The sequence below is a fragment of the Brevundimonas alba genome, from assembly GCF_011927945.1.
In the GTDB taxonomy this organism is placed as follows: Bacteria; Pseudomonadota; Alphaproteobacteria; order Caulobacterales; family Caulobacteraceae; genus Brevundimonas; species Brevundimonas alba.
The window spans coordinates 430,325-452,150 of record NZ_JAATJM010000002.1; the positions used below are offsets into that span (position 1 = coordinate 430,325).

22 protein-coding genes are annotated in these 21,826 nt (G+C 66.6%); all 22 read left to right on the forward strand.

Translation table 11 applies throughout. From position 1 onward, the window contains the following. The first annotated feature begins 4 nt into the window (after positions 1-4). Positions 5-1,069, forward strand: coding sequence for an NADH-quinone oxidoreductase subunit NuoH (gene nuoH, locus GGQ87_RS12600; RefSeq protein WP_168048295.1), 1,065 nt, complete (start codon positions 5-7; stop codon positions 1,067-1,069). After that, positions 1,066-1,290 carry a hypothetical protein gene (locus GGQ87_RS12605; RefSeq protein WP_168048297.1) on the forward strand — a complete coding sequence of 75 codons (225 nt, stop codon included), beginning with the start codon at positions 1,066-1,068 and terminating at the stop codon, positions 1,288-1,290. Before nuoH ends, GGQ87_RS12605 begins: the two co-directional genes overlap by 4 nt. Next, entirely contained in the window at positions 1,290-1,781 is a 492-nt protein-coding gene (gene nuoI / locus GGQ87_RS12610; protein WP_168048299.1) for an NADH-quinone oxidoreductase subunit NuoI, read from the forward strand. The genes GGQ87_RS12605 and nuoI overlap by 1 nt, the downstream gene beginning before the upstream one ends. Before the next feature lie 74 nt (positions 1,782-1,855). Beyond that, positions 1,856-2,479, forward strand: a complete 624-nt coding sequence (locus GGQ87_RS12615; RefSeq protein WP_168048301.1) for an NADH-quinone oxidoreductase subunit J — start codon at positions 1,856-1,858, stop codon at positions 2,477-2,479. Continuing rightward, complete coding sequence (gene nuoK, locus GGQ87_RS12620) at positions 2,479-2,787, forward strand: NADH-quinone oxidoreductase subunit NuoK (protein ID WP_168048303.1); 309 nt, start codon at positions 2,479-2,481, stop codon at positions 2,785-2,787. The genes GGQ87_RS12615 and nuoK overlap by 1 nt, the downstream gene beginning before the upstream one ends. Before the next feature lie 2 nt (positions 2,788-2,789). Then, positions 2,790-4,892, forward strand: a complete 2,103-nt coding sequence (gene nuoL / locus GGQ87_RS15475) for an NADH-quinone oxidoreductase subunit L (RefSeq protein ID WP_168048305.1) — start codon at positions 2,790-2,792, stop codon at positions 4,890-4,892. 11 nt (positions 4,893-4,903) lie between these two features. After that, the gene (locus GGQ87_RS12630) at positions 4,904-6,382 is read left to right on the forward strand and encodes an NADH-quinone oxidoreductase subunit M (protein WP_168049254.1); all 1,479 of its coding nucleotides are present in this window, start codon (positions 4,904-4,906) and stop codon (positions 6,380-6,382) included. Between the two features lie 7 nt (positions 6,383-6,389). Then, on the forward strand, positions 6,390-7,835 hold the full coding sequence (gene nuoN, locus GGQ87_RS12635) for an NADH-quinone oxidoreductase subunit NuoN (RefSeq protein ID WP_168048307.1): 1,446 nt from the start codon (positions 6,390-6,392) through the stop codon (positions 7,833-7,835). Between the two features lie 7 nt (positions 7,836-7,842). Further along, on the forward strand, positions 7,843-8,592 hold the full coding sequence (locus GGQ87_RS12640) for a biotin--[acetyl-CoA-carboxylase] ligase (protein WP_168048309.1): 750 nt from the start codon (positions 7,843-7,845) through the stop codon (positions 8,590-8,592). Beyond that, positions 8,589-9,371: a type III pantothenate kinase gene (locus tag GGQ87_RS12645; RefSeq protein ID WP_168049256.1), complete on the forward strand. Its 783-nt coding sequence runs from the start codon at positions 8,589-8,591 to the stop codon at positions 9,369-9,371. The genes GGQ87_RS12640 and GGQ87_RS12645 overlap by 4 nt, the downstream gene beginning before the upstream one ends. Beyond that, the gene (locus GGQ87_RS12650; RefSeq protein WP_168048311.1) at positions 9,368-11,041 is read left to right on the forward strand and encodes a ribonuclease J; all 1,674 of its coding nucleotides are present in this window, start codon (positions 9,368-9,370) and stop codon (positions 11,039-11,041) included. The genes GGQ87_RS12645 and GGQ87_RS12650 overlap by 4 nt, the downstream gene beginning before the upstream one ends. A 54-nt stretch (positions 11,042-11,095) precedes the next feature. Next, positions 11,096-11,839: a UMP kinase gene (pyrH, locus tag GGQ87_RS12655; protein WP_168048313.1), complete on the forward strand. Its 744-nt coding sequence runs from the start codon at positions 11,096-11,098 to the stop codon at positions 11,837-11,839. A 28-nt stretch (positions 11,840-11,867) separates the two neighbouring features. Then, positions 11,868-12,425, forward strand: coding sequence for a ribosome recycling factor (gene frr / locus GGQ87_RS12660; protein WP_168048315.1), 558 nt, complete (start codon positions 11,868-11,870; stop codon positions 12,423-12,425). 32 nt (positions 12,426-12,457) lie between these two features. Then, complete coding sequence (uppS, locus tag GGQ87_RS12665; RefSeq protein WP_168048317.1) at positions 12,458-13,213, forward strand: polyprenyl diphosphate synthase; 756 nt, start codon at positions 12,458-12,460, stop codon at positions 13,211-13,213. Beyond that, a complete protein-coding gene (locus GGQ87_RS12670) occupies positions 13,213-14,025 on the forward strand; it encodes a phosphatidate cytidylyltransferase (RefSeq protein WP_168048319.1) in 813 nt (270 codons plus the stop codon). Before uppS ends, GGQ87_RS12670 begins: the two co-directional genes overlap by 1 nt. Continuing rightward, the gene (gene dxr, locus GGQ87_RS12675) at positions 14,025-15,221 is read left to right on the forward strand and encodes a 1-deoxy-D-xylulose-5-phosphate reductoisomerase (protein ID WP_168048321.1); all 1,197 of its coding nucleotides are present in this window, start codon (positions 14,025-14,027) and stop codon (positions 15,219-15,221) included. The genes GGQ87_RS12670 and dxr overlap by 1 nt, the downstream gene beginning before the upstream one ends. Positions 15,222-15,244: 23 nt before the next feature. Next, positions 15,245-16,459 carry a M50 family metallopeptidase gene (locus tag GGQ87_RS12680; protein ID WP_168048323.1) on the forward strand — a complete coding sequence of 405 codons (1,215 nt, stop codon included), beginning with the start codon at positions 15,245-15,247 and terminating at the stop codon, positions 16,457-16,459. 32 nt (positions 16,460-16,491) lie between these two features. Further along, positions 16,492-18,921 carry an outer membrane protein assembly factor BamA gene (gene bamA / locus GGQ87_RS12685; protein ID WP_168048325.1) on the forward strand — a complete coding sequence of 810 codons (2,430 nt, stop codon included), beginning with the start codon at positions 16,492-16,494 and terminating at the stop codon, positions 18,919-18,921. Between the two features lie 34 nt (positions 18,922-18,955). After that, positions 18,956-19,537 (forward strand): OmpH/Skp family outer membrane protein, encoded by a 582-nt coding sequence (locus GGQ87_RS12690; protein ID WP_168048327.1) that lies wholly within the window; start codon positions 18,956-18,958, stop codon positions 19,535-19,537. Position 19,538: 1 nt separating this feature from the next. After that, positions 19,539-20,567, forward strand: a complete 1,029-nt coding sequence (lpxD, locus tag GGQ87_RS12695) for a UDP-3-O-(3-hydroxymyristoyl)glucosamine N-acyltransferase (protein ID WP_168048329.1) — start codon at positions 19,539-19,541, stop codon at positions 20,565-20,567. Then, on the forward strand, positions 20,564-21,043 hold the full coding sequence (gene fabZ / locus GGQ87_RS12700; protein WP_168048331.1) for a 3-hydroxyacyl-ACP dehydratase FabZ: 480 nt from the start codon (positions 20,564-20,566) through the stop codon (positions 21,041-21,043). Before lpxD ends, fabZ begins: the two co-directional genes overlap by 4 nt. Continuing rightward, positions 21,040-21,825 (forward strand): acyl-ACP--UDP-N-acetylglucosamine O-acyltransferase, encoded by a 786-nt coding sequence (lpxA, locus tag GGQ87_RS12705; protein ID WP_168048333.1) that lies wholly within the window; start codon positions 21,040-21,042, stop codon positions 21,823-21,825. The genes fabZ and lpxA overlap by 4 nt, the downstream gene beginning before the upstream one ends. Position 21,826 lies beyond the last annotated feature (1 nt).

A 21,826-nucleotide genomic window follows, 5' to 3' on the forward strand; every position in this document is an offset into this window, starting at 1 on the left:
CTAGATGGATTTCTGGACCACGCCTCTGGGATGGACCCTCGCCACAGCCGGCGGCATCCTGCTCGTCACCGTCGGCATCCTGATCTCGCTCGCCTTCCTGCTGCTGGCGGACCGGAAGATCTGGGCCGGCGTGCAGATGCGCAAAGGCCCGAACGTGGTGGGGCCGTTCGGCCTGCTGCAGTCGTTCGCCGACTTCTTCAAATTCGTGCTGAAGGAAATCGTCGTCCCGGCCGGGGCCGACAAGGTGATCTTCCTGCTGGCGCCGCTGCTGACGTTCGTGCTGGCCTTCATCGCATGGGCGGCGATCCCGTTCGCGCCCGGCTGGGTCATCTCCGACCTGAACGTCGGCATCCTCTACATCTTCGCCATCAGCTCGCTGGGCGTCTACGGCATAATCATGGGGGGCTGGGCTTCGAACTCGAAGTATCCGTTCCTCGGCTCGCTGCGGTCGGCGGCGCAGATGGTGTCCTATGAGGTCTCGATCGGCCTCGTGATCATCAACGTCATCCTGCTGTCCGACACGATGAACCTGACGCAGATCGTCACCCAGCAGGGCGGCTGGATCTGGAACTGGTTCGCATTCGGCGGCGGTCTGGAAACCCTGCCCACCATCGTCGTCATGTTCCCGATGTCGATCATCTTCTTCATCTCGGCGCTGGCCGAGACCAACCGTCCGCCGTTCGACCTGCCCGAGGCCGAGTCCGAGCTCGTGGCCGGCTATCAGGTGGAATACAGCTCGACGCCGTACCTGCTGTTCATGATCGGCGAATACGCCAACATCGTCTTCATGTGCGCCATGATCAGCCTGCTGTTCTTCGGCGGCTGGCACCCGGGCTTCCCGACGGACTTCCTGAACGACTGGCCCGAGTTCCTGGCCAACCTGTTCTACTTCTTCGTCTTCTTCGCCAAGATCATCTTCTGGTTCGCGATGATCGCCATGGTGAAGGCCTTCGTTCCCCGCTACCGCTACGACCAGCTGATGCGACTGGGCTGGAAGATCTTCCTGCCGACCTCGCTGGTCGCCGTGGTCATCGTCTCGGCGTGGCGCGTGTTCGCGGTGGGCGCATGAAGCGGATTCTGACCCTGGCCGTGCTGCTGGCCGCCGTGTCGACGGCCGCCTGCACGATCCCGACCTACGAGCCCGAGCCGGTGTCCGTCTACCAGTGGGAACGGCGCCAGCAGGCCATCGAGCGCGAACAGGCCGAACGCGAGCGCCTGTGCCGCATCACCAAGGATGAAGACCCGCGCAAGGACGAGCTGTGCCGCGGCGTCTCCGGAGACAAACGCTGATGTTCACCCGTCTCGTCCAGGCTGCCAAAGGCGCGATGATGCTGGACGTCATCGGCGCCGTCGGTCTGTCACTGAAATACATGGCGCGGCCCAAGGCCACCGTGAACTATCCGTTCGAGCGCAATCCGCAGTCGCCGCGGTTCCGTGGCGAGCACGCCCTGCGCCGTTATCCGAACGGCGAGGAACGCTGCATCGCCTGCAAGCTGTGCGAGGCCATCTGCCCGGCCCAGGCCATCACCATCGAGGCCGAACCGCGCGCCGACGGCAGCCGGCGCACGACCCGCTACGACATCGATATGGTCAAATGCATCTACTGCGGCCTGTGCCAGGAGGCCTGCCCGGTGGACGCCATCGTCGAGGGCCCGAACCTGGAGTTCACCGTCGAGACCCGGGAAGAGCTGCTCTACGACAAGGAAAAACTGCTTTCGAACGGCGACCGCTGGGAGCGGTTGATCGCGAAGAATCTGGAACTCGACGCGCCTTACCGTTAAGGCGCAACCGCTGAACGGGCAGGACGATTCCGGGAGGGATCGCCGCCCATAACCGAAAGGGGCGAAGGCCTCAGATGTTGCAAGGAATCGCCTTCTATCTGCTGGCGGCGGTGGCCGTGGTGGGCGGCCTCATGGTCGTCACCGCGAAGAACCCCGTGCACAGCGTGCTGTGGCTGATCCTGACCTTCTTCTCGTCGGCGGGTCTGTTCGTGCTGCTGGGCGCGGAGTTCCTGGCGATGCTGCTGGTCGTGGTCTACGTCGGCGCCGTCGCGGTGCTGTTCCTGTTCGTGGTCATGATGCTGGACGTCGACTTCGTGCGGCTGCGCGAAGGCTATGCGCGATACCTGCCGCTGGCCGCCATCGTGGCCGGCGTGCTGCTGGCCGAGATGATCATGATCTCGCTGGTGGTCGTGAACGGCGGCGCGGCGTCCGACGCGGTCGCGCCGGCGACGGCAGTCGACATGACCAACGCCGAGGCGATCGGCCGGGTGCTCTACACCGACTATGTCTACATCTTCCAGGCCGCGGGGATCGTGCTGCTGATCGCCATGATCGGGGCCATCGTCCTGACCCTGCGCCACAAGCCCAACATCAAGCGCCAGAAGGCCCACGACCAGGTGAACCGCGACCGCAAGACGGCGGTCGAGGTCAAGGGCGCGGCCACCGGCGAAGGCGTCACGGCCGAGGATCTGATCTGATGGAAATCACGCTCCAGCATTATCTGGCGGTCGGCGCCATTCTGTTCACCATCGGCGTCTTCGGCATCTTCGTGAACCGCAAGAACGTCATCATCATCCTGATGTCGATCGAGATGATCCTGCTCGCGGTGAACATCAATTTCGTCGCCTTCTCGGCCTACCTCAACGACGTCTCGGGTCAGATCATGGCCATGTTCGTCCTGACCGTCGCCGCGGCCGAGGCCGCCGTCGGCCTGGCCATTCTGGTGACCTTCTTCCGTAATCGCGGCGACATCGCCGTCGACGACGCCTCGGTCATGAAGGGCTGATCGTGAACCTCGAGCTTCTCGTCACTCTCGGCGTTTTCGCCCCCCTGCTGGGCGCGGCCATCGTCGGCCTGTCCGGCCGGCGGCTGGGCGACCTGCTGTCGAAGTCCATCACGACCGGCCTGCTGTTCGTCTCCTGCGCCGTCGCCTGGATCGTTTTCAGCCAGTGGACGTGGGGCCATCTGGAGCCGTTCACGGTCCACATCGCGCCCTTCATTCACGTCGGCGATTTCCAGTCGAACTGGTCGATCCGCATCGACGCCCTGTCGGCGGTGATGCTGGTGGTGGTGACGACGGTGTCGTCGCTGGTCCACCTCTACAGCTGGGGCTACATGGCCGAGGATCCGGACAAGCCGCGGTTCTTCGCCTACCTCTCGCTGTTCACCTTCGCCATGCTGGCGCTGGTCACCGCGGCTGACTTCATGCAGCTGTTCTTCGGCTGGGAAGGGGTGGGGCTGGCGTCCTATCTGCTGATCGGTTTCTGGTACAAGAAGTCCACGGCCTCGGCCGCCGCGATCAAAGCCTTCGTCGTCAACCGGGTCGGCGACTTCGGTTTCGCCCTCGGCATCTTCACCGTCTTCTGGATGTTCGGCACGATCCAGTTCGCCGAGCTGTTCCCGATGATCGCGGCGCGGGAAGGCACTGGCTGGGAGTTCCTGGGCTACACTTGGTCGGCGCTCGACCTGGCCGGTGTGCTGCTGTTCATCGGCGCCATGGGCAAGTCGGCCCAGTTCTTCCTGCACACCTGGCTGCCCGACGCCATGGAAGGCCCCACGCCCGTGTCGGCCCTGATCCACGCCGCGACCATGGTCACGGCCGGCGTCTATATGGTCTGCCTGCTGTCGCCGATCTTCGAATACGCGCCGCTAGCCTCGTCTATCATCGCCCTGACCGGCGCGATCACCGCCCTGTTCGCCGCGACCGTCGGTCTGGCCCAGAACGACATCAAGCGGGTCATCGCCTATTCGACCTGTTCGCAGCTCGGCTACATGTTCTTCGCCGCGGGCGTGGGCGCCTATGAGGCGGCCATGTTCCACCTGTTCACCCACGCCTTCTTCAAGGCCCTGCTGTTCCTCGGCGCGGGTTCGGTGATCCACGGGATGCACCACGAGCAGGACATGCGGAAGATGGGCGGGCTGTGGAAGCTGCTGCCGATCACCTACGCCGTGATGATGATCGGCACGATCGCCATCACCGGTCTGGGCATCCCCGGCATCGGCGGGTTCGCGGGCTTCTACTCAAAGGACATCGTCATCGAGAGCGCCTGGGCGGCGGCGGCTTCGGGCCATTCGGCCATCGGTCTGTTCGCCTTCCTCGTCGGCATCTTCGCCGCCGGCCTGACCGCCTACTATTCGTGGCGTCTGATCTTCATGACCTTCCACAACAAGCCTGTGTGGAAGGAAGAGGGGGCGCACCACGCCGACGACCACGCCTCGCACGCCCAACTGGAAACACATTCGGAGCCGCTGGCGGACGATGACGCTCATGGGCACGCGCACGATGATCATGCGCATGACGATCACCACCATCACGGCCCGCTGAAGCCGCACGAGAGCCCTTGGGTCATGATCGTGCCGCTGCTCGTGCTGTCGGTCGGCGCCGTCGCCGCCGGCTTCCTGTTCGAGGGCTTCTTCACGGGGCACCACGAGGGTGAGTTCTGGCGTTCGGCCATCTTCAACGGCCCGCACAACCACGTCCTGCACGAGGCCCACGATGTCCCGACCTGGGTCGTGTGGTCGCCGCTGGTGCTGTCCGTGATCGGCACCTTCGCCGCCTTCTGGCTCTATGTCCTGAAGGAAGGCATGGCGCGCCGCATGGCCGAGCGGGGAGGCGTCATCCACGCCTTCCTGTACAACAAGTGGTACTTCGACGAGGTCTACGACTTCATCTTCGTGCGCGGGGCCAAGGCCATCGGCGATCTGTTCTGGAAGATCGGCGACGTGAAGATCATCGACGGGCTCGGCCCGAACGGCGCGGCATGGGCCTCGCTGAAATCCGCGGCTCGACTGGGCAAGCTCCAGTCCGGCTATGTCTACCACTATGCGTTCGTGATGCTGCTCGGCGTGGCCGGTTTCCTCGCCTACGCCATCTATGCGTGGGGAGCCTGATCTTGCCCCAGATCCCCTTCATCCTGAGCGTTGTCACCTTCCTGCCGCTGGTCGGCGCGGGTCTGATCATGCTGGCCCGCCTGATGGGCAAGGGCGACGCCGCCGGCGCGGCGCGCTGGATCGCCCTGATCACAACCCTCGCGACTCTCGCGGTTTCGGCGGTGCTCGTGGCGGGTTTCGACGCCTCGATCGCGACCTATCAGTTCGTCGAGCGCTACGTCTGGTTCGCGGGCGCCGAATATCACATGGGCGTCGACGGCATCTCGATCCTTTTCGTGCTGCTGACCGCCTTCCTGATGCCGATCTGCATCCTGGCCAGCTGGAAGACCATCACCGAACGGGTGGTCGACTACATGATCGCCTTCCTGGTGCTGGAGACGCTGGTCATCGGGGTGTTCACCTCGCTGGACCTGTTCCTGTTCTACATCTTCTTCGAAGGCACCCTGGTGCCGATGTTCATCATCATCGGCGTGTGGGGCGGGGCGAACCGCATCTATGCGGCCTACAAATTCTTCCTCTACACTCTGCTGGGGTCCGTCCTGATGCTGCTGGCCATGCTGTGGATGGCCTCCACGGCCGGCACGACCAGCATCCCCGAGCTGAAAGCCTTCGACTTCCCGGCCTATGCCCAGCCGATGCTCTGGCTGGCGTTCTTCGCGTCCTTCGCGGTCAAGATGCCGATGTGGCCGGTCCACACCTGGCTTCCGGACGCCCACGTGCAGGCGCCCACGGCGGGATCGGTCATCCTGGCCGGCATCCTGCTGAAGCTCGGCGGCTACGGCTTCATCCTGTTCAATCTGCCCATGTTCCCCCTGGCGTCGCAGATGTTCGCGCCGCTGGTGTTCACCCTGTCGGCCATCGCCATCGTCTACACCTCGCTGGTCGCCTTCCGGCAGACGGACATCAAGAAGCTGATCGCCTATTCGTCGGTGGCCCACATGGGCTTTGTCACCATGGGCATCTTCGCCGGCAACGATCAGGGCGTGCAGGGCGCCGTCTTCCAGATGCTGAGCCACGGCCTGATCTCGGGCGCGCTCTTCCTCTGCGTCGGCGTGGTCTACGACCGGATGCACACCCGCGAGATCGCCTTCTACGGCGGCCTGACCAGCCGGATGCCGTGGTTCGCCGCCATCTTCCTGATGTTCACCATGGCCAACGTCGGCCTGCCGGGAACCTCGGGCTTCATCGGCGAGATCCTGACCATGACCGGCATCTACCAGGTGTCGACCTGGACGGCGCTGTTCGCGGCCTCGGGCGTGATCTTCTCGGCGGTCTACGCCCTGACGCTGTACCGCAACGTCATGTTCGGCGAGATCACCAACCCGGCGCTGAAAGCCATCACCGACGTCGACAAGCGCGAGCTGCTGATCTTCGCGCCGCTAATCATCGGCACCCTGTGGCTGGGCGTGCAGCCCGGTCTGGTGCTGGACTACACCGCCGCCTCGGTCGAGGCCCTGACTTCCGCCTATCAACTTGCGATCGGCGGGTGAGACGATGATGCCTGATCTTATCTCCGCCCTTCAGCTCTCGGCTCCGGAAGCCGCTCTCGCGGTCGGTGGCCTTGTGCTGCTGATGATCGGCGCCTTCGCGGGCGAAAAGAGCGCGCGGGTCGTCTCCACGCTGTCGGTCCTGCTGCTGATCGGCGCGACGGCCCTGGCTGTGACCGGTCCGCTGGGCCGGGCCTTCAACGGGGCCTATGTGGCCGATCCGCTGGCGGTCTACGGCAAGGCGCTGATCTTCCTGTCCAGCGCCGTGGCCATCGTGCTCGGCGACGGCTGGATGAAGCGCACCCGCATCGCCCGGTTCGAATACCCGGTGCTGATCGTGCTGGCCTCGGCGGGCATGGGGATGATGGCGTCGTCGGGCGACCTGATTTCGCTCTATGTCGGGATCGAGCTGCACTCGCTGGCTCTCTATGTGTTGGCCGCCTTCCACCGCGACGACCTCAAGGCGTCCGAAGCAGGCCTGAAATATTTCGTGCTCGGCGCCCTGTCGTCCGGCCTGCTGCTGTACGGCGCCAGCCTGATCTACGGCTTCGCCGGCTCGATGCGGTTCGACGAGATCGCCGCCTACGCCTCGACCAATCCGTCGACGGGTCTGGTGTTCGGCCTCGTCTTCCTGATCTGCGGTCTGGCGTTCAAGGTTTCGGCCGCGCCGTTCCACATGTGGACGCCGGACGTCTACGAGGGCGCGCCGACGCCGGTCGTGGCCCTGTTCTCGACCGCGCCCAAGGTGGCGGCCATGGTGCTGATCGCCCGGACGCTGGAAGGCGCTTTCGCCGGCTCGCACGACCAGTGGGCGCAGGTCTTGATCCTGATCTCGCTGATCTCCTTCGCCGTCGGCGCATTCGGAGGTCTGGTGCAGAAGGACCTGCAGCGGCTGCTGGCCTATTCGTCGATCGCCAACATCGGCTACGCTCTGCTGGGCATCGCCGCGGGCAGCACCATCGGCATCCAGTCGATGCTGCTGTTCATGACCCTGTACGTAATCGACCAGTTCGGTTTCTTCGGCATCCTGCTGTCGCTGTCGCGGAATGGCCGCCCGGTGCGGTCGATCGCCGACTTCGCCGGCTTGCGCAAGGAGCGTCCGGTGACGGCCATCGCCCTGACCGTGCTCTGCCTTTCGGTGCTGGGGATGCCGCCGCTGTCAGGGTTCTGGGGCAAGTGGGCCGTGTTCGGCGCCGCTGCCGAGGCGGGCTACTGGATGGCGGGCGCCGCGGGTCTGGTGGCCTCGGTCGTGGCCGGGTTCTACTATCTGCGGATCATCAAGCTGATGTGGTTCGATCCCGCGCCGGACGGCCAGCCGGTCACCGACAAATCGCCGGTCGAGGCGAAGGCCATCGCCTGGGCCTGCGCCGCCTTCTCCTTCCCGCTGGTGATCATCGGGCTGACCTGGCTGCAGCCGCTGACCGTGGCCGCGGCCGCCGGTTTCGGAGCCGGGTAGGGCGTTCATGCCCGCCGCTCCACTCCTGCTGCTCGATCAGATCGACTCCACCAATGCGGAGGCCCGGCGAAGGGCCGAAGCCGGCGAGACCGGCCCACTGTGGATCAGCGCCCGCCGGCAGACGGAGGGGCGCGGGCGTCGTGGACGGGCGTGGGAGAACGGCGACGGCAATCTCGCGGCGACCCTGCTGCTGACGACGCGCAAGCCGCCGGCCGAGGCGGCGCAGGTCACCTTCATAGCCGCCCTGGCGGTGGCTGACCTTCTGGACGGCTACGCCCCGCCGTCGCTGGTCACGATCAAATGGCCCAACGACGTCATGCTGGCCGGCGAGAAGGTCTCCGGCGTGCTGGTCGAGTCGGGCGCCCATCCGGCAGGCGGCCTGTGGCTGGCCATCGGCGTCGGCATCAATCTGGCTGATGCGCCGACGGGCACCGAGCGCCCGGCGACCGCGCTGGCCCGACACCTGCGCGGGGATGTGACCTCGCCCCCATCCATCGAGACCGCGGCGGCCCATCTGGCCAAGGCTTTCGCCGTCTGGCTGGAGCGCTGGCAGTCGCTCGGGTTTGAGCCGATCCTCGACGCATGGCAGGCGCGAACCGCGGGGCTGAACGGACCCGCCGTCGCCCGGCTGGGTCATGAGACGGTCGAGGGGCGGGCCGAGGGCGTGGCTCCTGACGGGGCGCTGAAGCTCAGGCTGGCTGACGGGACGCTGCGGCTGATCTCGGCCGGCGACGTATTCTTCGGGGAGGCGGCCTGATGCTTCTGGCGATCGAACAGGGCAACACCAATACGCTGTTCGCGGTCCACGACGGGGCTGAGTGGTCGGCGCAGTGGCGCACCGCGACCGAGGCCAGCCGCACGGCCGACGAATACGCCGTCTGGCTGAGCCAGTTGCTGACCATGCGGGGGCTGAGCATCGGTCAGCTGGACGGGTGCATCATTTCCAGTGTCGTGCCGCAGTCGATCTTCAACCTGCGCAACCTGTCGCGGCGCTATCTGAACGTCGAGCCGCTGGTCATCGGCGACAATGTCGATCTCGGCATCGCCGTGCGCATCACCAAGCCGAGCGAGGCGGGGGCCGACCGACTGGTCAACGCCATCGGGGCGCATCTGATCTATCCGGGCGACCTGATCATCATCGATAGCGGGACCGCCACCACCTTCGACGTGGTCGCCGCCGACGGCGCCTTCGAGGGCGGCGTGATCGCGCCGGGCATCAATCTCAGCCTGCAGGCGCTGCACGAGGCGGCGGCCATGCTGCCCCGCATCGCCATCCAGAGGCCCGACCGGGTGATCGGCAAGGACACCGTCTCCAACATGCAGTCCGGAGTCTTCTGGGGCTATGTCGCCCTGATCGAGGGCCTGGTCGCGCGCATCAAGGCGGAGTGGGGCAAGCCCATGACCGTCATCGGAACCGGCGGCGTCGCCTCGCTGTTCGAAGGCGCAACAGACTCGATCGACCGGTTTGATCCGGACCTGACTATCCGCGGCCTGCTCGAAATCTGGCGGCGGAATACCCACATCAAGGACATATGAAAAAGCAAACCACTGACGAGCTCGTCTTCCTGCCGCTGGGCGGGTCAGGCGAGATCGGGATGAATCTCAACCTTTACGGCTACGGACCCGAGGCCAACCGCGAATGGATCGTGGTCGACGTCGGCGTGACCTTTGGTGACCTGTCGACGCCCGGCGTGGACGTGATCGTGCCTGATCCCGCCTTCCTCGAGGGCGAGACGATCCGCGGCATCGTTCTGACCCACGCCCACGAGGACCACATCGGCGCCCTCGGCTGGCTGTGGAGCCGCATGAAGGCGCCGCTGTACGCCACGCCGTTCACCGCCTTCCTGATCCGCGAGAAGCTGCGCGAGGCGGGCATTCTGGGTCAGGTCGAGATCAACGAGATACCGCTAGGCGGCACAGTCGACCTCGGCCCGTTCACGGTCGACTTCATCACCATGACCCACTCCATCGCCGAGCCGAACGGCCTGGCGATCCGGACGCCTCTGGGCACGGTGCTGCACACCGGCGACTGGAAGATCGACGACGAGCCGATCGTCGGGCAGGTCACCGACGCCGGCGCCATCAACCGCCTCGGCGACGAGGGCGTGCTGGCCATGGTCTGCGATTCGACAAACGTCTTCGTCGAAGGCGTGGCGGGGTCGGAGGGCGACGTACGCGATCGGCTGAGCGAGCTGATCGGCTCGCTGAAGGGGCGGATCGCCGTCGGCTGTTTCGCCTCCAACGTCGCGCGCATGGACAGCGTCATCCGGGCGGCGGAAGCGGCCGGCCGCCGGGTGTCCCTCGCCGGCCGATCGATGCATCGCATCACCTCGGCGGCCAAGCATGTCGGCATGCTGCAGGACATCCAGCCTTTCCTGTCGGAAGGAGAGGCGCGGGTCTGGCCCGCCGACGAGATCCTCTACCTCTGCACCGGCAGCCAGGGCGAGGTTCGCGCGGCCCTCTCGCGGGTGGCCGAAGGCACTCATCCCTACATTTCGCTGAGCCGCGGCGATCACTGCATCTTCTCGTCGCGCGTCATACCGGGGAACGAGCTGTCGGTCGGCCGCCTCCAGGACAAGCTCTCCGACCGCGGGGTGCGCATCTACACCGAGAAGGATCACCCGGGCATCCACGTGTCCGGACATCCCTGCCGTGAGGAGCTGCGCCAGATGTACGCCTGGGCGCGTCCGCAGATCGCCGTCCCCACGCACGGCATGCGCCGCCATCTCGCCGAGCACGCTAACCTGGCCAAGGACCTCGGCGTGCCTGAGACGGTGACGCCCCGCAATGGCGACATGGTGCGTCTGGCGCCCGGGCCCGCGGCCATCATCGACGAGGTCCCGAGCGGCCGCCTCTACGTCGACGGCGGCCGGCTGGTCACCGAACAGGGCGAGGCCCTGCACGAGCGGCGTCACGCCTCGACCAATGGGGTGCTGATCGTCAGCTTCGCAATGGACAAGCGTGGCAAGATCGTCAGCGACATCGACGTCCGCGCCATCGGCCTGCCCGGCGACGCAGAGTCCCCGCTGGGTGATGCGCTCGACGATCTGGCCGAGCGCGCCGAGGCGGCGGTGATGAAGCTCAAGGGCGAGGCGCTGGAAGACGAGATGGTCATCGAGCAGGCGGTGTCCCGCGCGCTCAAGAAGGCCAGTCAGCAGATCTGGGATCGTCGTCCGATCGTCGAGACCATCATCCTCAGGCTTTGAACCCGTCGCCGGGCTTCCTATAAGGAGCCGATTCCTCCGCCCAAGGACTGCTCCATGCCCGATGCCTCGCCCGAGTTCCGCTACAAGCGCGTCCTGCTGAAGGTGTCGGGCGAGGTGCTGATGGGCGATCAGGCCTACGGCATCGATATGAAGACGGTCGCCGGCGTAGCCCAGGCCGTGGCCGATGTCGCGCGCGAGGGTGTCGAAATCTGCCTCGTCATCGGCGGCGGCAACATCTTCCGCGGTCTGTCCAAGGCGGCCGGTGACATGGATCGCGCCACGGCCGACTACATGGGCATGCTGGCTACGGTCATGAATGCTCTCGCCATGCAGGCCGCGCTGGAGAAGATCGGGGTCCAGACGCGGGTGCAGAGCGCCCTGACCATGAACGCTGTGGCTGAGCCCTATGTGCGTCGCAGGGCGCTGCGCCACCTCGAGAAGGGGCGGGTGGTGATCTTCGCCGCCGGCGTGGGCGCGCCATTCTTCACCACCGACTCGGGCGCCGCGCTGCGCGCCGCCGAAATGGGCTGCGACGCCCTGCTGAAGGGCACCAGCGTCGACGGCGTCTACACGGCCGACCCCAAGAAGGACGCCACGGCGACGCGCTACGACAGCCTGAGCTACCACGACGTGCTGGCGAAGGATCTGAAGGTCATGGACGCTTCGGCCATCGCCCTGATGCGCGATTCCGGCATTCCGATCGTTGTGTTCTCGATCCGCGAGGACGGCTCGCTGCGCAAGACCCTGACCGGCGAGGGGACCTTCACGGTCATCACGTCAAAAGCTAAATCAGCCTGACAAGCCATTCGAGAACGAGAGAAAACCCATGGCCAAGCCTGATCTGAAAACCTACCGCGACCGGATGGACAAGGCGGTCGCCGCCCTGCGGGAAGAGTTCTCCGGCCTGCGCACCGGCCGGGCCAACGCAGGCCTGCTGGAGCCGGTCCAGGTCGAGGCCTACGGCTCGATGTCGCCGCTGCACGCAGTGGCCGCCATCAGCGTGCCGGAGCCGCGTATGATCTCGGTCAGCGTCTGGGACAAGAGCATGGTCACGCCGGTCGAGAAGGCCATCCGCGCCGCCGGTCTCGGCCTCAACCCGATCGTCGACGGCCAGACCCTGCGCATTCCGGTACCGCCGCTGACGGAAGAGCGCCGCAAGGATCTGGCCAAGCTGGCGGGCAAATACGCCGAGCAGCAGAAGATCGCCGTGCGCAACGTCCGCCGCGACGCCAACGACGATCTGAAGAAGGCCGAAAAGGCCTCCGACATCAGCCAGGACGAGCAGAAGAAGATGGAAGCCGAGGTCCAGAAGGACACCGACGCGGCCATCAAGCGCATCGACGAGACCTTGAAGGCCAAGGAAGTTGAGATCATGCAGGTTTGACGGCGGGTTTTGCCGTAGGATACCCGCAGGTCATGCCCGTCGAACCCCTTGAGCACACGCCCGCGTCCGACGGGCCTCGCCACGTCGCCCTGATCATGGACGGCAACGGGCGCTGGGCGCAGGCGCGTGGGCTGCCGAGGGCGCTCGGCCACCGCGAGGGCGTTCAGGCGCTGAAGCGCACCGTGCAGGCGGCGCCGGCGCTGGGCATCAAGTGCCTGACCGTGTTCGGCTTTTCGACCGAGAATTGGCGCAGGCCCGCCGAAGAGGTGTCGGATCTGATGGGGCTGGTCCGCACCTACGTCGCCAGCGACCTCAGGAAACTGGAGCGCGAGGGCGTGCGTGTGCGAATCCTCGGACGCCGGGCGGGCCTGCCTGCCGACATCGCGCAGATCATCGAGCGCACCGAGGCGAGCACCGCCCACAACGACAGATTCCTGCTGCAGGTGGCCTTCAACTACGGTGGCCGGGCCGACATCGTCGACGCTGCGCAGCGCTACGCGGATCGGGTGAGGGCCGGGGAGGCCACGGGTCCGCTCGACGAGGAAACCCTGGGTCTGGGCCTGTCGACCGCGGGCGGACCGCCCGTCGACGTGATCGTGCGCACCTCGGGCGAGCAGCGGCTGTCGAACTTCCTGCTGTGGGAAGCCGCCTACGCCGAGTTCGTCTATCAGAACGTGCTCTGGCCGGACTACGGAGCCGAGGCCTTGGCCGACGTCGTCGAACAGTATCGCAATCGCGACAGGCGCTTCGGGGGACTCACGTCCGCTCCCGCGCTCGCGGCCGGCTGATGGCTATGCGCCCCGGCGAGATCGCCCTCAGGGCCGCGTCGGCCGTGGTGCTGGCTCCGGCGGCTGTTCTCGGCATCTGGGCCGGCGGCCTGTGGTTCCTGGGTTTGATGCTGCTGGCCTGCGCCCTGCTGGCGATCGAGTGGGCGATGATGAGCGCGGCCTCCGCGTGGCGGCTGATGGCCGGCGCCGTCGCCTTCGGCCTCTTCGCAGCGATGATCTCGGCCCATGTCGAGCAGCTGTCCCTCGCACTGGTGATGCTGGTGTTCTGCGCCGCGGCCGCGGGACTGTTCGCCCGAAGCCGGGGACAGGAGGCGCTCGACGCTTCGTACGGCGTTCTCTATCTCGGCTGGCCCGCCGTGCTGCTGATCTGGCTGCGGGACGGGACGGAGCCCAGCGGCCTCGCCTGGACGGTCTCCGCCTTCGTCATCGCCTGGGCGTCGGACATCATGGCCTATATGGTCGGCAGCCTCGTCGGTGGCCGCAAGCTGTGGCCCCGGTTCTCGCCCAACAAGACCTGGTCCGGCTTCATCGGCGGTCTGGCGGCCGGAACCATCGCCGGCGTGCTCTTGGCGACCTTCCTCGACATGGGCATCGGGCCGGTCTGGGGCGGCGTGCTCGGCCTGGCGGCGGCCTTGGCCACCATGGCGGGCGACCTGTGGGAGTCGGCTCTGAAGCGGCGCTACGGGGTCAAGGACGCAGGCAAGCTGATCCCCGGTCACGGCGGCCTGCTGGACCGGGTCGACGGGCTGATGTTCGCGGTGGTGGTCGTGGCCTGCGGGCGTCTGTTGTTCGTCCTGTTCGGGGCGGGCTGATGCTCCGCCGCCGTGTCACGGTTCTGGGCTCCACCGGATCGGTGGGAACCTCGACGCTCGAGTTGATGGATCAGGCCGAGGCGGCCGGAACCGGCGCTTTCCAGGTCGAGGCCCTGACCGGCGGCGCCAATATCGCACGACTGGCCGAACAGGCCCGGCGCTGGAAGCCGAAACTGGCGGTGACGGCCGACCCCTCCCGGCTCGGCGAGTTGCGGGAGGCCCTGTCGGGCACCGGCGTGGAGGCCGCTGCGGGGGAGGGAGCGGTCATCGAAGCCGCCACCCGTCCCGCCGACTGGGTCATGGCCGCCATCGTCGGCGCGGCCGGGCTCCGATCGGCCTGGGCCGCCGCCGGAACCGGCGCGACCCTGGCCCTCGCCAACAAGGAAAGTCTGGTCTGCTGCGGCCCGGCGCTGATCAAGCGGGTGCGGCGCTCCGGCGGGCGTCTGATCCCGGTCGATTCCGAGCATTCGGCGATCTTTCAGGTCTTCCCGCACAACGCCCCGCATCAGGTCCGCAAGCTGGTGCTGACGGCCTCGGGCGGGCCGTTCCGCCAGACGCCGCGCGAGGCGTTGTCCGACATCACGCCCGAACAGGCCGTGGCGCATCCGAACTGGAGCATGGGGGCCAAGATCTCGGTCGACAGCGCAACCATGGCCAACAAGGGTCTGGAGGCGATCGAGGCCGCCTATCTGTTCGACATGCCGGCCGAGCGCATCGACATCGTCGTGCACCCGGAATCGATCATTCACAGCCTGGTGGAATACGTCGACGGCTCGACGCTGGCGCAACTCGGCCTGCCGGACATGAAGACACCGATCGCCTGTGCCCTGGCCTGGCCTGACCGGATGGAGTGGCCCGCGCCCCGACTGGACCTCGCCGCGCTGGGGAGTCTGACCTTTGAAGCGCCGGACGAAAGGCGCTTCCCGGCGCTGAAACTCGCCCGGGAGGCCCTGCAGGCCGGCGGTTCGGCGCCCATCGTCTTCAACGCGGCCAACGAGGTGGCGGCGCTGGCGTTTCTTGACCGCCGACTGGGCTTTCTCAATATTGCCGCAGTCGTCGCCGACACCTTGTCGCGCGTGACGGCCTCGGGGGTGGATTCCGGTTCCAGCAACGCCTGCGATGCGGCCTTGGCCGTGGATTCGCAGGCGCGGCGTGAAGCGGAGTCGATCGTTCGGGGTCTGGCCGCGGCGGCCTGAACGGCGGAGGGTGACTTAACGGCATGACGGGCTTACTGGGCCAGGCGCTGCTCTCTCTCGTGGCGTTCCTGCTGGTGCTGACGTTCATCGTCACCATTCATGAACTGGGCCATTTCCTCGTGGCGCGGGCATTCGGCGTGAAGATCGACCGGTTCTCCGTCGGCTTTGGCAACACCATCGTCGGCCGGGTCGACCGGCGCGGCACCGAATGGCGCATCGCCTGGCTGCCGCTGGGCGGCTATGTGAAGTTCTCTGGCGATCTGGACGCCTCCAGCGTGCCGGATCAGGCTGGTCTGGCGGAACTTCGCCAGCGGGTGATCGCGGAGCACGGTCCGGGCGCGGAGCGCGACTATTTCCACTTCAAGCCGATCTGGCAGCGGGCGCTGATCGTCGCCGCGGGTCCGGCGGCGAACTTTCTGTTGTCGATGGTGCTGTTCACCCTGCTGTTCAGCGTCATCGGCGAGCAGGTTGTGGCGCCCCGCGTCGCGGCCGCTGTGCCCGGAAGTCCTGCAGCGGAGGCCGGTTTCCAGCCCCGCGACCTGGTCGTGGGCATCAACGGCAAGCCCATCGCAGACCGGCAAGACGTCACCCGCGTCGTCCTGATGAGCGCGGGCGACCCAATCCGCTTCACTGTCGACCGGGGCGGGCGCCTGTTGACCCTCACGGCCACGCCGGTGCGGCAGATCGTGGACGACGAGATTGCGGGCCGGGTTCGAATCGCACGGATCGGGCTGGACATGCAGCCCTTGCGTCAGGACTTCAGCTTCCGCCGCCTTAATCCGCTTGAGGCCTTCGGCAAGGGCGTCGAGACGATCGGCTCCACGGTCGGCACGACCGCGACCTACATCGGCCGCATCTTCATGGGCAAGGAATCCGGCGACCTGCTGAACGGCCCCATCGGCATCGCGAAGGCCGCCGGCGGGGTGACGCAGCAGGCCGTGGCCGCCAATCCCGACCCGGGCTGGATGGCCGCGAACCTCGCCCTCACATTTATCAGCTTCGCCGCCATAGTTTCGATCGGAATTGGCATTGTAAATCTGTTGCCGATCCCGGTCCTCGACGGGGGCCACCTGTTGTTCTACGGCTACGAAGCTGTGGCGCGCAGGCCAGTCCCCGCGCGCGTTCAGGAGGTCGGCTACCGGGTCGGTCTTGCTTTGCTGGCGGGATTGATGTTGTTCGCCACCTGGAACGACCTGCAGAAGCTGAGCCTGTTCAAATTCCTCGGCGGGCTCGCTTGATGAGCCGACGCCAGCCCCCGATGGTTTCCCGAATGATCCGACAAGACGCGTCCACCCTTCGTTTCGCCCGTGGCCTGAGCCCGAGCCTGCTCGCCCTCGCGGTGGCGGCCGGTCTGACCAGCCCGGCTATGGCCCAGACTGCGCCCGCGGCGGCTCCGACGCCGACGGTCGTCGTCCAGGATGCGCCGCAGGCGGCTCCGGCGGCCGAGCAGCAGCGGGTGGTGGTCAATCGCATTCTGGTGCGGGGCAACCAGCGCATCGACCAGACGACCGTCCTGTCCTATCTGCCGATCCAGCCGGGCGACACGGTCGACGCAGCCGTTCTCGACGTCGCGGTCCGCACCCTGACCCGCACCCAGCTGTTCGCCGACGTCCAGCTGGGCGTCCAGCCGAACGGCGACTTGGTCGTCGAGATCGTCGAGAACCCGATCATCAACCAGGTCGTGTTCGAGGGGAACGGCGCGATCGGCGAGGACAAGCTGCGCGAGGAGGTCACCCTCAGGCCCCGCGGCATCTACACCCGCGCTCGCGTGCAGGAAGATGTCGGCAAGATCGTCGAGCTGTATCGCCTGTCCGGCCGCATCTCGGCCACCGTCACGCCGAAGCTGGTCCAGCTGGAGCAGAACCGGGTCGATGTCGTCTTCGAGATCAACGAGGGCCCGGAAACCGGCGTCCGCACGATCACCTTCCTCGGCAACAGCGCCTTCTCGGACGGCGACCTCCAGGAGGTGATGGTCACCAAGCGCTCGCAGTGGTGGCAGTTCTTCAATTCGAACGACAACTACGACCCGAACCGGCTCGACTACGACCGGGAACAGCTGCGGAAATTCTACACCAACCGCGGCTATTACGATTTCCGCGTTCTGTCCGCGATCGCCGAACTGTCGCCTGACGACAGCGCCTTCGGCATCACCATCACCCTCGATGAGGGCGACCGGTATAATTTCGGCAAGGTCGACGTGGTCACCGAGAATGACCGTCTGAACCCGGAATTCCTCAAGCTGCTGCTGCCGATCCGCACCGGCCAGCTCTACGAGAGCGACAAGATCGAATCGGCGGTCGACGCCCTGACGTTCGCGGCCGGTTCGGCCGGCTACGCCTTCGTCGAGATCGAGCCGAGCTATCAGGCCAACCCGGAGACCGACACCGTCGACGTCACGTTCAACGTCAAGGAAGGCCAGCGCGTCTACGTCGACCGGATCAACGTGATCGGCAACACGCGCACGCTCGACAATGTCATCCGCCGCGAGATGATGCTGACCGAGGGCGACGCCTTCAACCGCACCCTGCTGGAGCGCTCGCGCAACAACCTGCGGGCCTTGGGCTTCTTCAAGGACGTCACGGTCGAGGAAGCCCGCGGTTCGGCGCCTGACCGCTCGGTCGTCAATGTGACGGTGACCGAGCAGCCGACCGGCGAGCTGTCCGTCGGCGCGGGCTTCAGTTCCGTCGACTCCTTCGTGGTCAACCTGGGTGTGACCGAGCGGAACTTCCGTGGTCGTGGCCAGAACGTCGTCGCGCGCGTCGAATGGGGTTCGCTGCGCCAGCAGATCGACTTCCGCTTCACCGAGCCGAAATTCCTCGGTCGCGACCTGCGAGCGGGCTTCGACGCCTTCCACTCGCGCTACGACCTCAGCGAATATTCGTCGTACGACTACCGCTCCACGGGCGGCGGCGTGCGTCTGTCCTACCCGCTGAACGCCTACACCCTGCTCAGCACCCGCTACTTCCTGAAGTCCGACGAGATCATCGTCCCGACGAACTTCTGCAACGGCGTGGCGGCCGGCGGCTCCAACGCGCTCTGCGATCAGGTCGGCTCATTCCTGAACTCGTCGGCGGGCTACACCCTGCTGGTCGACCGCCGGAACGATCCGGTCCGCCCGACGCGCGGCTGGACCGGCTCGCTGCGTCAGGACTTCGCGGGCATCGGCGGCGATGTGAACTATGTGAAGACTGAAGCGGACGTTTCCGCCTATTGGGGCATCACGCCGAACTGGGTGGTCACCGCAGCCGCCTCGACCGGCTACGTCTCCGGCTGGGGCGGGGATCCGGTGCGGATCAACGACCGCTTCTTCAAGGGCGGCAACAGCTTCCGCGGCTTCGAGACCGCCGGCATCGGCCCGCGCGACCTCGCCACCACGGACGCCCTCGGCGGCAATTTCTACGTCATCGGCACGCTCGAGCTGACCGTTCCGAACGGCCTGCCCGAGGAATACGGCATCCGCACCTCGCTGTTCACGGACGTGGGCACCGTGGGCGCGCTCGACGATCGCTACACCCTCAACCCGGACGGCACGCCCAGCACCCGGATCGTCGACGATCTGGAACTGCGCGCCTCGGCCGGCGTGAGCATCCACTGGCGGTCGCCGATGGGCCCGATCCGCTTCGACCTCAGCAAAATTCTCGGCAGCGAAGACTACGACAAGACCGAAACCTTCCGCTTCTCGACTTCAACCCAGTTCTAACAGACGGGCAGTTCGCCCGCTCAAAGGCATAACGATGAAAACCCTCGCTTTCGGCGCTTTCGCCCTCGCCATGCTGGCCGGTTCGGCCGCGGCGGCCCAGGACCAGGGCAATTTCGGTCCGGCCCTTCCGGGCGTCTGCTTCTACCACCACGACCGCGTGCTGGCCGTTTCGACCGCCGGCCAGTCGCTCATCTCCGGCATCCAGCGCATTCAGCAGGAAGTCGACACCGAGCTGCAGCCCCACGCCCAATACATCCAAGGCGAGGTTCAGGCGCTGCAGCAGGGCCGGACCACCATCCCGCAGGATCAACTGGCCCAGCGCGAGCAGGCCGTGAACCAGCGCATCCAGGATGCCCGCGCGCTGCAGCAGACCCGTGAAAACGAAGTCCGCTACACCCTGTCGGTGCAGCGGCAGACGATCGACCAGGCAGCCGACCCCATCATCATGGCGCTCTACACCGAGCGCGGCTGCGGCATCCTGCTGCGCGCCGAGACCGTGATGCGGGCCAACCCGCAGATGGACCTGACCGAGGCCGTGATCCAGCGCCTCAACGCCGCCCTGCCGACGCTGCCGGCCTTCTCGCGCATGGCGGTTCCGGCCCAGCCGGCCCAGTAACATGGGCCAAGGCCCCGACGCCCGGTTCTTCGAACGTCTGCCGGCCCTCACCGTCGGCGAACTCGCAGAACGCATCGGGGGCGAAGTCTCGCGCGGCGGAGATCGAAAGGTCTCCGCCGTCGCGCCTTTGGCGACCGCCGGCGAGGGCGACGTCGCCTTCCTCGGCGATCGCAAATTCCTCAGCGCGCTCGGCGACACGCGAGCGGGATGCGTCATCGTTCCGGCCTCCGCTGTCGAGGCCGCGCCCGCCGGCGCCTCCGTGATCGTCTCGGGAGAAGCACAGGCCGCCTGGGCCCGCGCTTCGCTCCAGTTCCACCGCGCCGTTTCCCTGACCCACTCCGCAGCGCCCGGCGACGTGGCCGAGGACGCCACGGTCGTGTTCGAGCCGGGGGTGGTGCTGGGCGTGGGCGCCCGCGTCGGGCGGGGCAGCCGCATCGGCGCTAACACGGTCATCGGTCCCGGCGTCCAGATCGGCCGGGACTGCCTCATCGGCTCCAATGTCAGCATCGGCTTTGCCCTGATCGGCGACCGCGTCCGCCTGCTGGCAGGGGCGCGGATCGGCGAGGCCGGCTTCGGCGCGGCCCGGTCGAGCACCGGGCCTGTGGACGTGCCGCAGCTGGGGCGGGTGATCCTGCAGGACGGGGTTAGCGTCGGCGCCAACAGCTGCATAGACCGCGGCGCCTACGACGACACCGTCATCGGCGAGAACACCAAGATCGATAATCTGGTCATGATCGGCCACAACTGCGTGATCGGCCGCAACTGCCTTATGGCCGCCAACACCGGCATTTCCGGCTCGGTCACTGTGGGCGACGGCGCCATTTTCGGTGGCAAGGCAGGCGTGGGCGACCATCTGAACATCGGCGAAGGCGCGCGGGTCGCGGCCGGCGCCGGGGTGCTGCAGGACATCCCGCCGGGTGAAACCTGGTCCGGATATCCGGCGAAACCCCTTCGACAGTTCTTGCGTGAAGCCGTCTGGCTCGCCAAACAGGCGTCCGGAAAGGCCAATGCAGGGAAAAGCCGGGAATGACTGACGAAGCGGGCGCGGGGGCGACCATCGACTATGCCGAGGTGATGCGACGACTGCCGCACCGGTACCCCTTCCTGCTGGTCGACAAGGCCGAGGATTTCGTGTCGGGGACCTCGATTACCGGCATCAAGAACGTCACGCACAACGAGCCCTACTTCCCGGGCCACTTCCCGATCGATCCGGTGATGCCCGGCGTGATGATCGTCGAAGCCATGGCCCAGACGGGCGCGCTGATGATGTCCAAGACCATGGACGTCGCCGTCGAGGGCAAGATCATCATGTTCATGTCCATCGACGGCGTCCGCTTCCGCAAACCCGCGCGACCCGGCGACCAGCTGCGAATGAAGGTGGTGGTGACGAAGCAGCGCGGCGACATCTTCAAATTCCGGGGCGAGACATTCATCGACGGCAAACTGGCCGCGGAGGCCGATTTCGCGGCCATGATGGTCACCGTCGACCAGCCGGTCACGCCGTGAGCATCCATCCCACCGCCATTGTCGACGCCGGCGCGCAGCTGGCCGACGGCGTTGAGATCGGGCCGTGGTGCACGGTCGGACCGGGTGTGACGCTGCAAGAAGGCGTGCGCCTGGTCAGCCATGTGGTGGTTCAGCAGGACACAGCGGTCGGCGCCCGCACCGTAATCCACCCCTTCTCGGTGATCGGCGGCGATCCGCAGCACGGCGGCTACAAGGGCGAGACGGTTACGCTGGAGATCGGCGCCGACAACCTGATCCGCGAGCACTGCACCTTCAACCGGGGCACGCCGCAGGGCGCGGGTGTGACCCGGATCGGCTCCAATGGACTGTTCATGACCGGCGCGCACATCGGCCATGACGCTGTCGTCGGCGACAACGTCGTCATGGCCAATAACGCCACCCTCGGCGGGCATGCGCGGATCGGGTCGAAAGTCTTTCTCGGCGGCCTGTGCGCCGTGCACCAGAACGGGCGGGTCGGGCAGGGCGCCATCGTCGGCGGGCTGGCGGCTGTCACACGCGACGTCATTCCCTACGGCTCGGCGTGGGGCAATCATGCTCGCCTGCACGGGCTCAACCTGGTCGGGCTGAAGCGGAAGGGCTATGGCAAGGACGCCATCCGCCGGCTGCTGGCCGCCTACCGCGATCTGTTCGAGGGGCAGGGCACCTTCGCCGAGCGTGTCGATGCGGTGGCGGCCGAATACGCCGAACTGCCCGAGATCATGGAAATCATCGCCTTCATCCGCGAGGACGGCAAACGTCCGCTTTGCCTGCCGGGCGAGTGAA

Coding starts and splice junctions, on each gene's coding strand:
- nuoH (WP_168048295.1), top strand. CDS start 5: ATGGATTTCTGGACCACGCCTCTGGGATGGACCCTCGCCACAGCCGGC.
- GGQ87_RS12605 (WP_168048297.1), top strand. CDS start 1,066: ATGAAGCGGATTCTGACCCTGGCCGTGCTGCTGGCCGCCGTGTCGACG.
- nuoI (WP_168048299.1), top strand. CDS start 1,290: ATGTTCACCCGTCTCGTCCAGGCTGCCAAAGGCGCGATGATGCTGGAC.
- GGQ87_RS12615 (WP_168048301.1), top strand. CDS start 1,856: ATGTTGCAAGGAATCGCCTTCTATCTGCTGGCGGCGGTGGCCGTGGTG.
- nuoK (WP_168048303.1), top strand. CDS start 2,479: ATGGAAATCACGCTCCAGCATTATCTGGCGGTCGGCGCCATTCTGTTC.
- nuoN (WP_168048307.1), top strand. CDS start 6,390: ATGCCTGATCTTATCTCCGCCCTTCAGCTCTCGGCTCCGGAAGCCGCT.
- GGQ87_RS12640 (WP_168048309.1), top strand. CDS start 7,843: ATGCCCGCCGCTCCACTCCTGCTGCTCGATCAGATCGACTCCACCAAT.
- GGQ87_RS12650 (WP_168048311.1), top strand. CDS start 9,368: ATGAAAAAGCAAACCACTGACGAGCTCGTCTTCCTGCCGCTGGGCGGG.
- pyrH (WP_168048313.1), top strand. CDS start 11,096: ATGCCCGATGCCTCGCCCGAGTTCCGCTACAAGCGCGTCCTGCTGAAG.
- frr (WP_168048315.1), top strand. CDS start 11,868: ATGGCCAAGCCTGATCTGAAAACCTACCGCGACCGGATGGACAAGGCG.
- uppS (WP_168048317.1), top strand. CDS start 12,458: ATGCCCGTCGAACCCCTTGAGCACACGCCCGCGTCCGACGGGCCTCGC.
- GGQ87_RS12670 (WP_168048319.1), top strand. CDS start 13,213: ATGGCTATGCGCCCCGGCGAGATCGCCCTCAGGGCCGCGTCGGCCGTG.
- dxr (WP_168048321.1), top strand. CDS start 14,025: ATGCTCCGCCGCCGTGTCACGGTTCTGGGCTCCACCGGATCGGTGGGA.
- GGQ87_RS12680 (WP_168048323.1), top strand. CDS start 15,245: ATGACGGGCTTACTGGGCCAGGCGCTGCTCTCTCTCGTGGCGTTCCTG.
- bamA (WP_168048325.1), top strand. CDS start 16,492: ATGATCCGACAAGACGCGTCCACCCTTCGTTTCGCCCGTGGCCTGAGC.
- GGQ87_RS12690 (WP_168048327.1), top strand. CDS start 18,956: ATGAAAACCCTCGCTTTCGGCGCTTTCGCCCTCGCCATGCTGGCCGGT.
- lpxD (WP_168048329.1), top strand. CDS start 19,539: ATGGGCCAAGGCCCCGACGCCCGGTTCTTCGAACGTCTGCCGGCCCTC.
- fabZ (WP_168048331.1), top strand. CDS start 20,564: ATGACTGACGAAGCGGGCGCGGGGGCGACCATCGACTATGCCGAGGTG.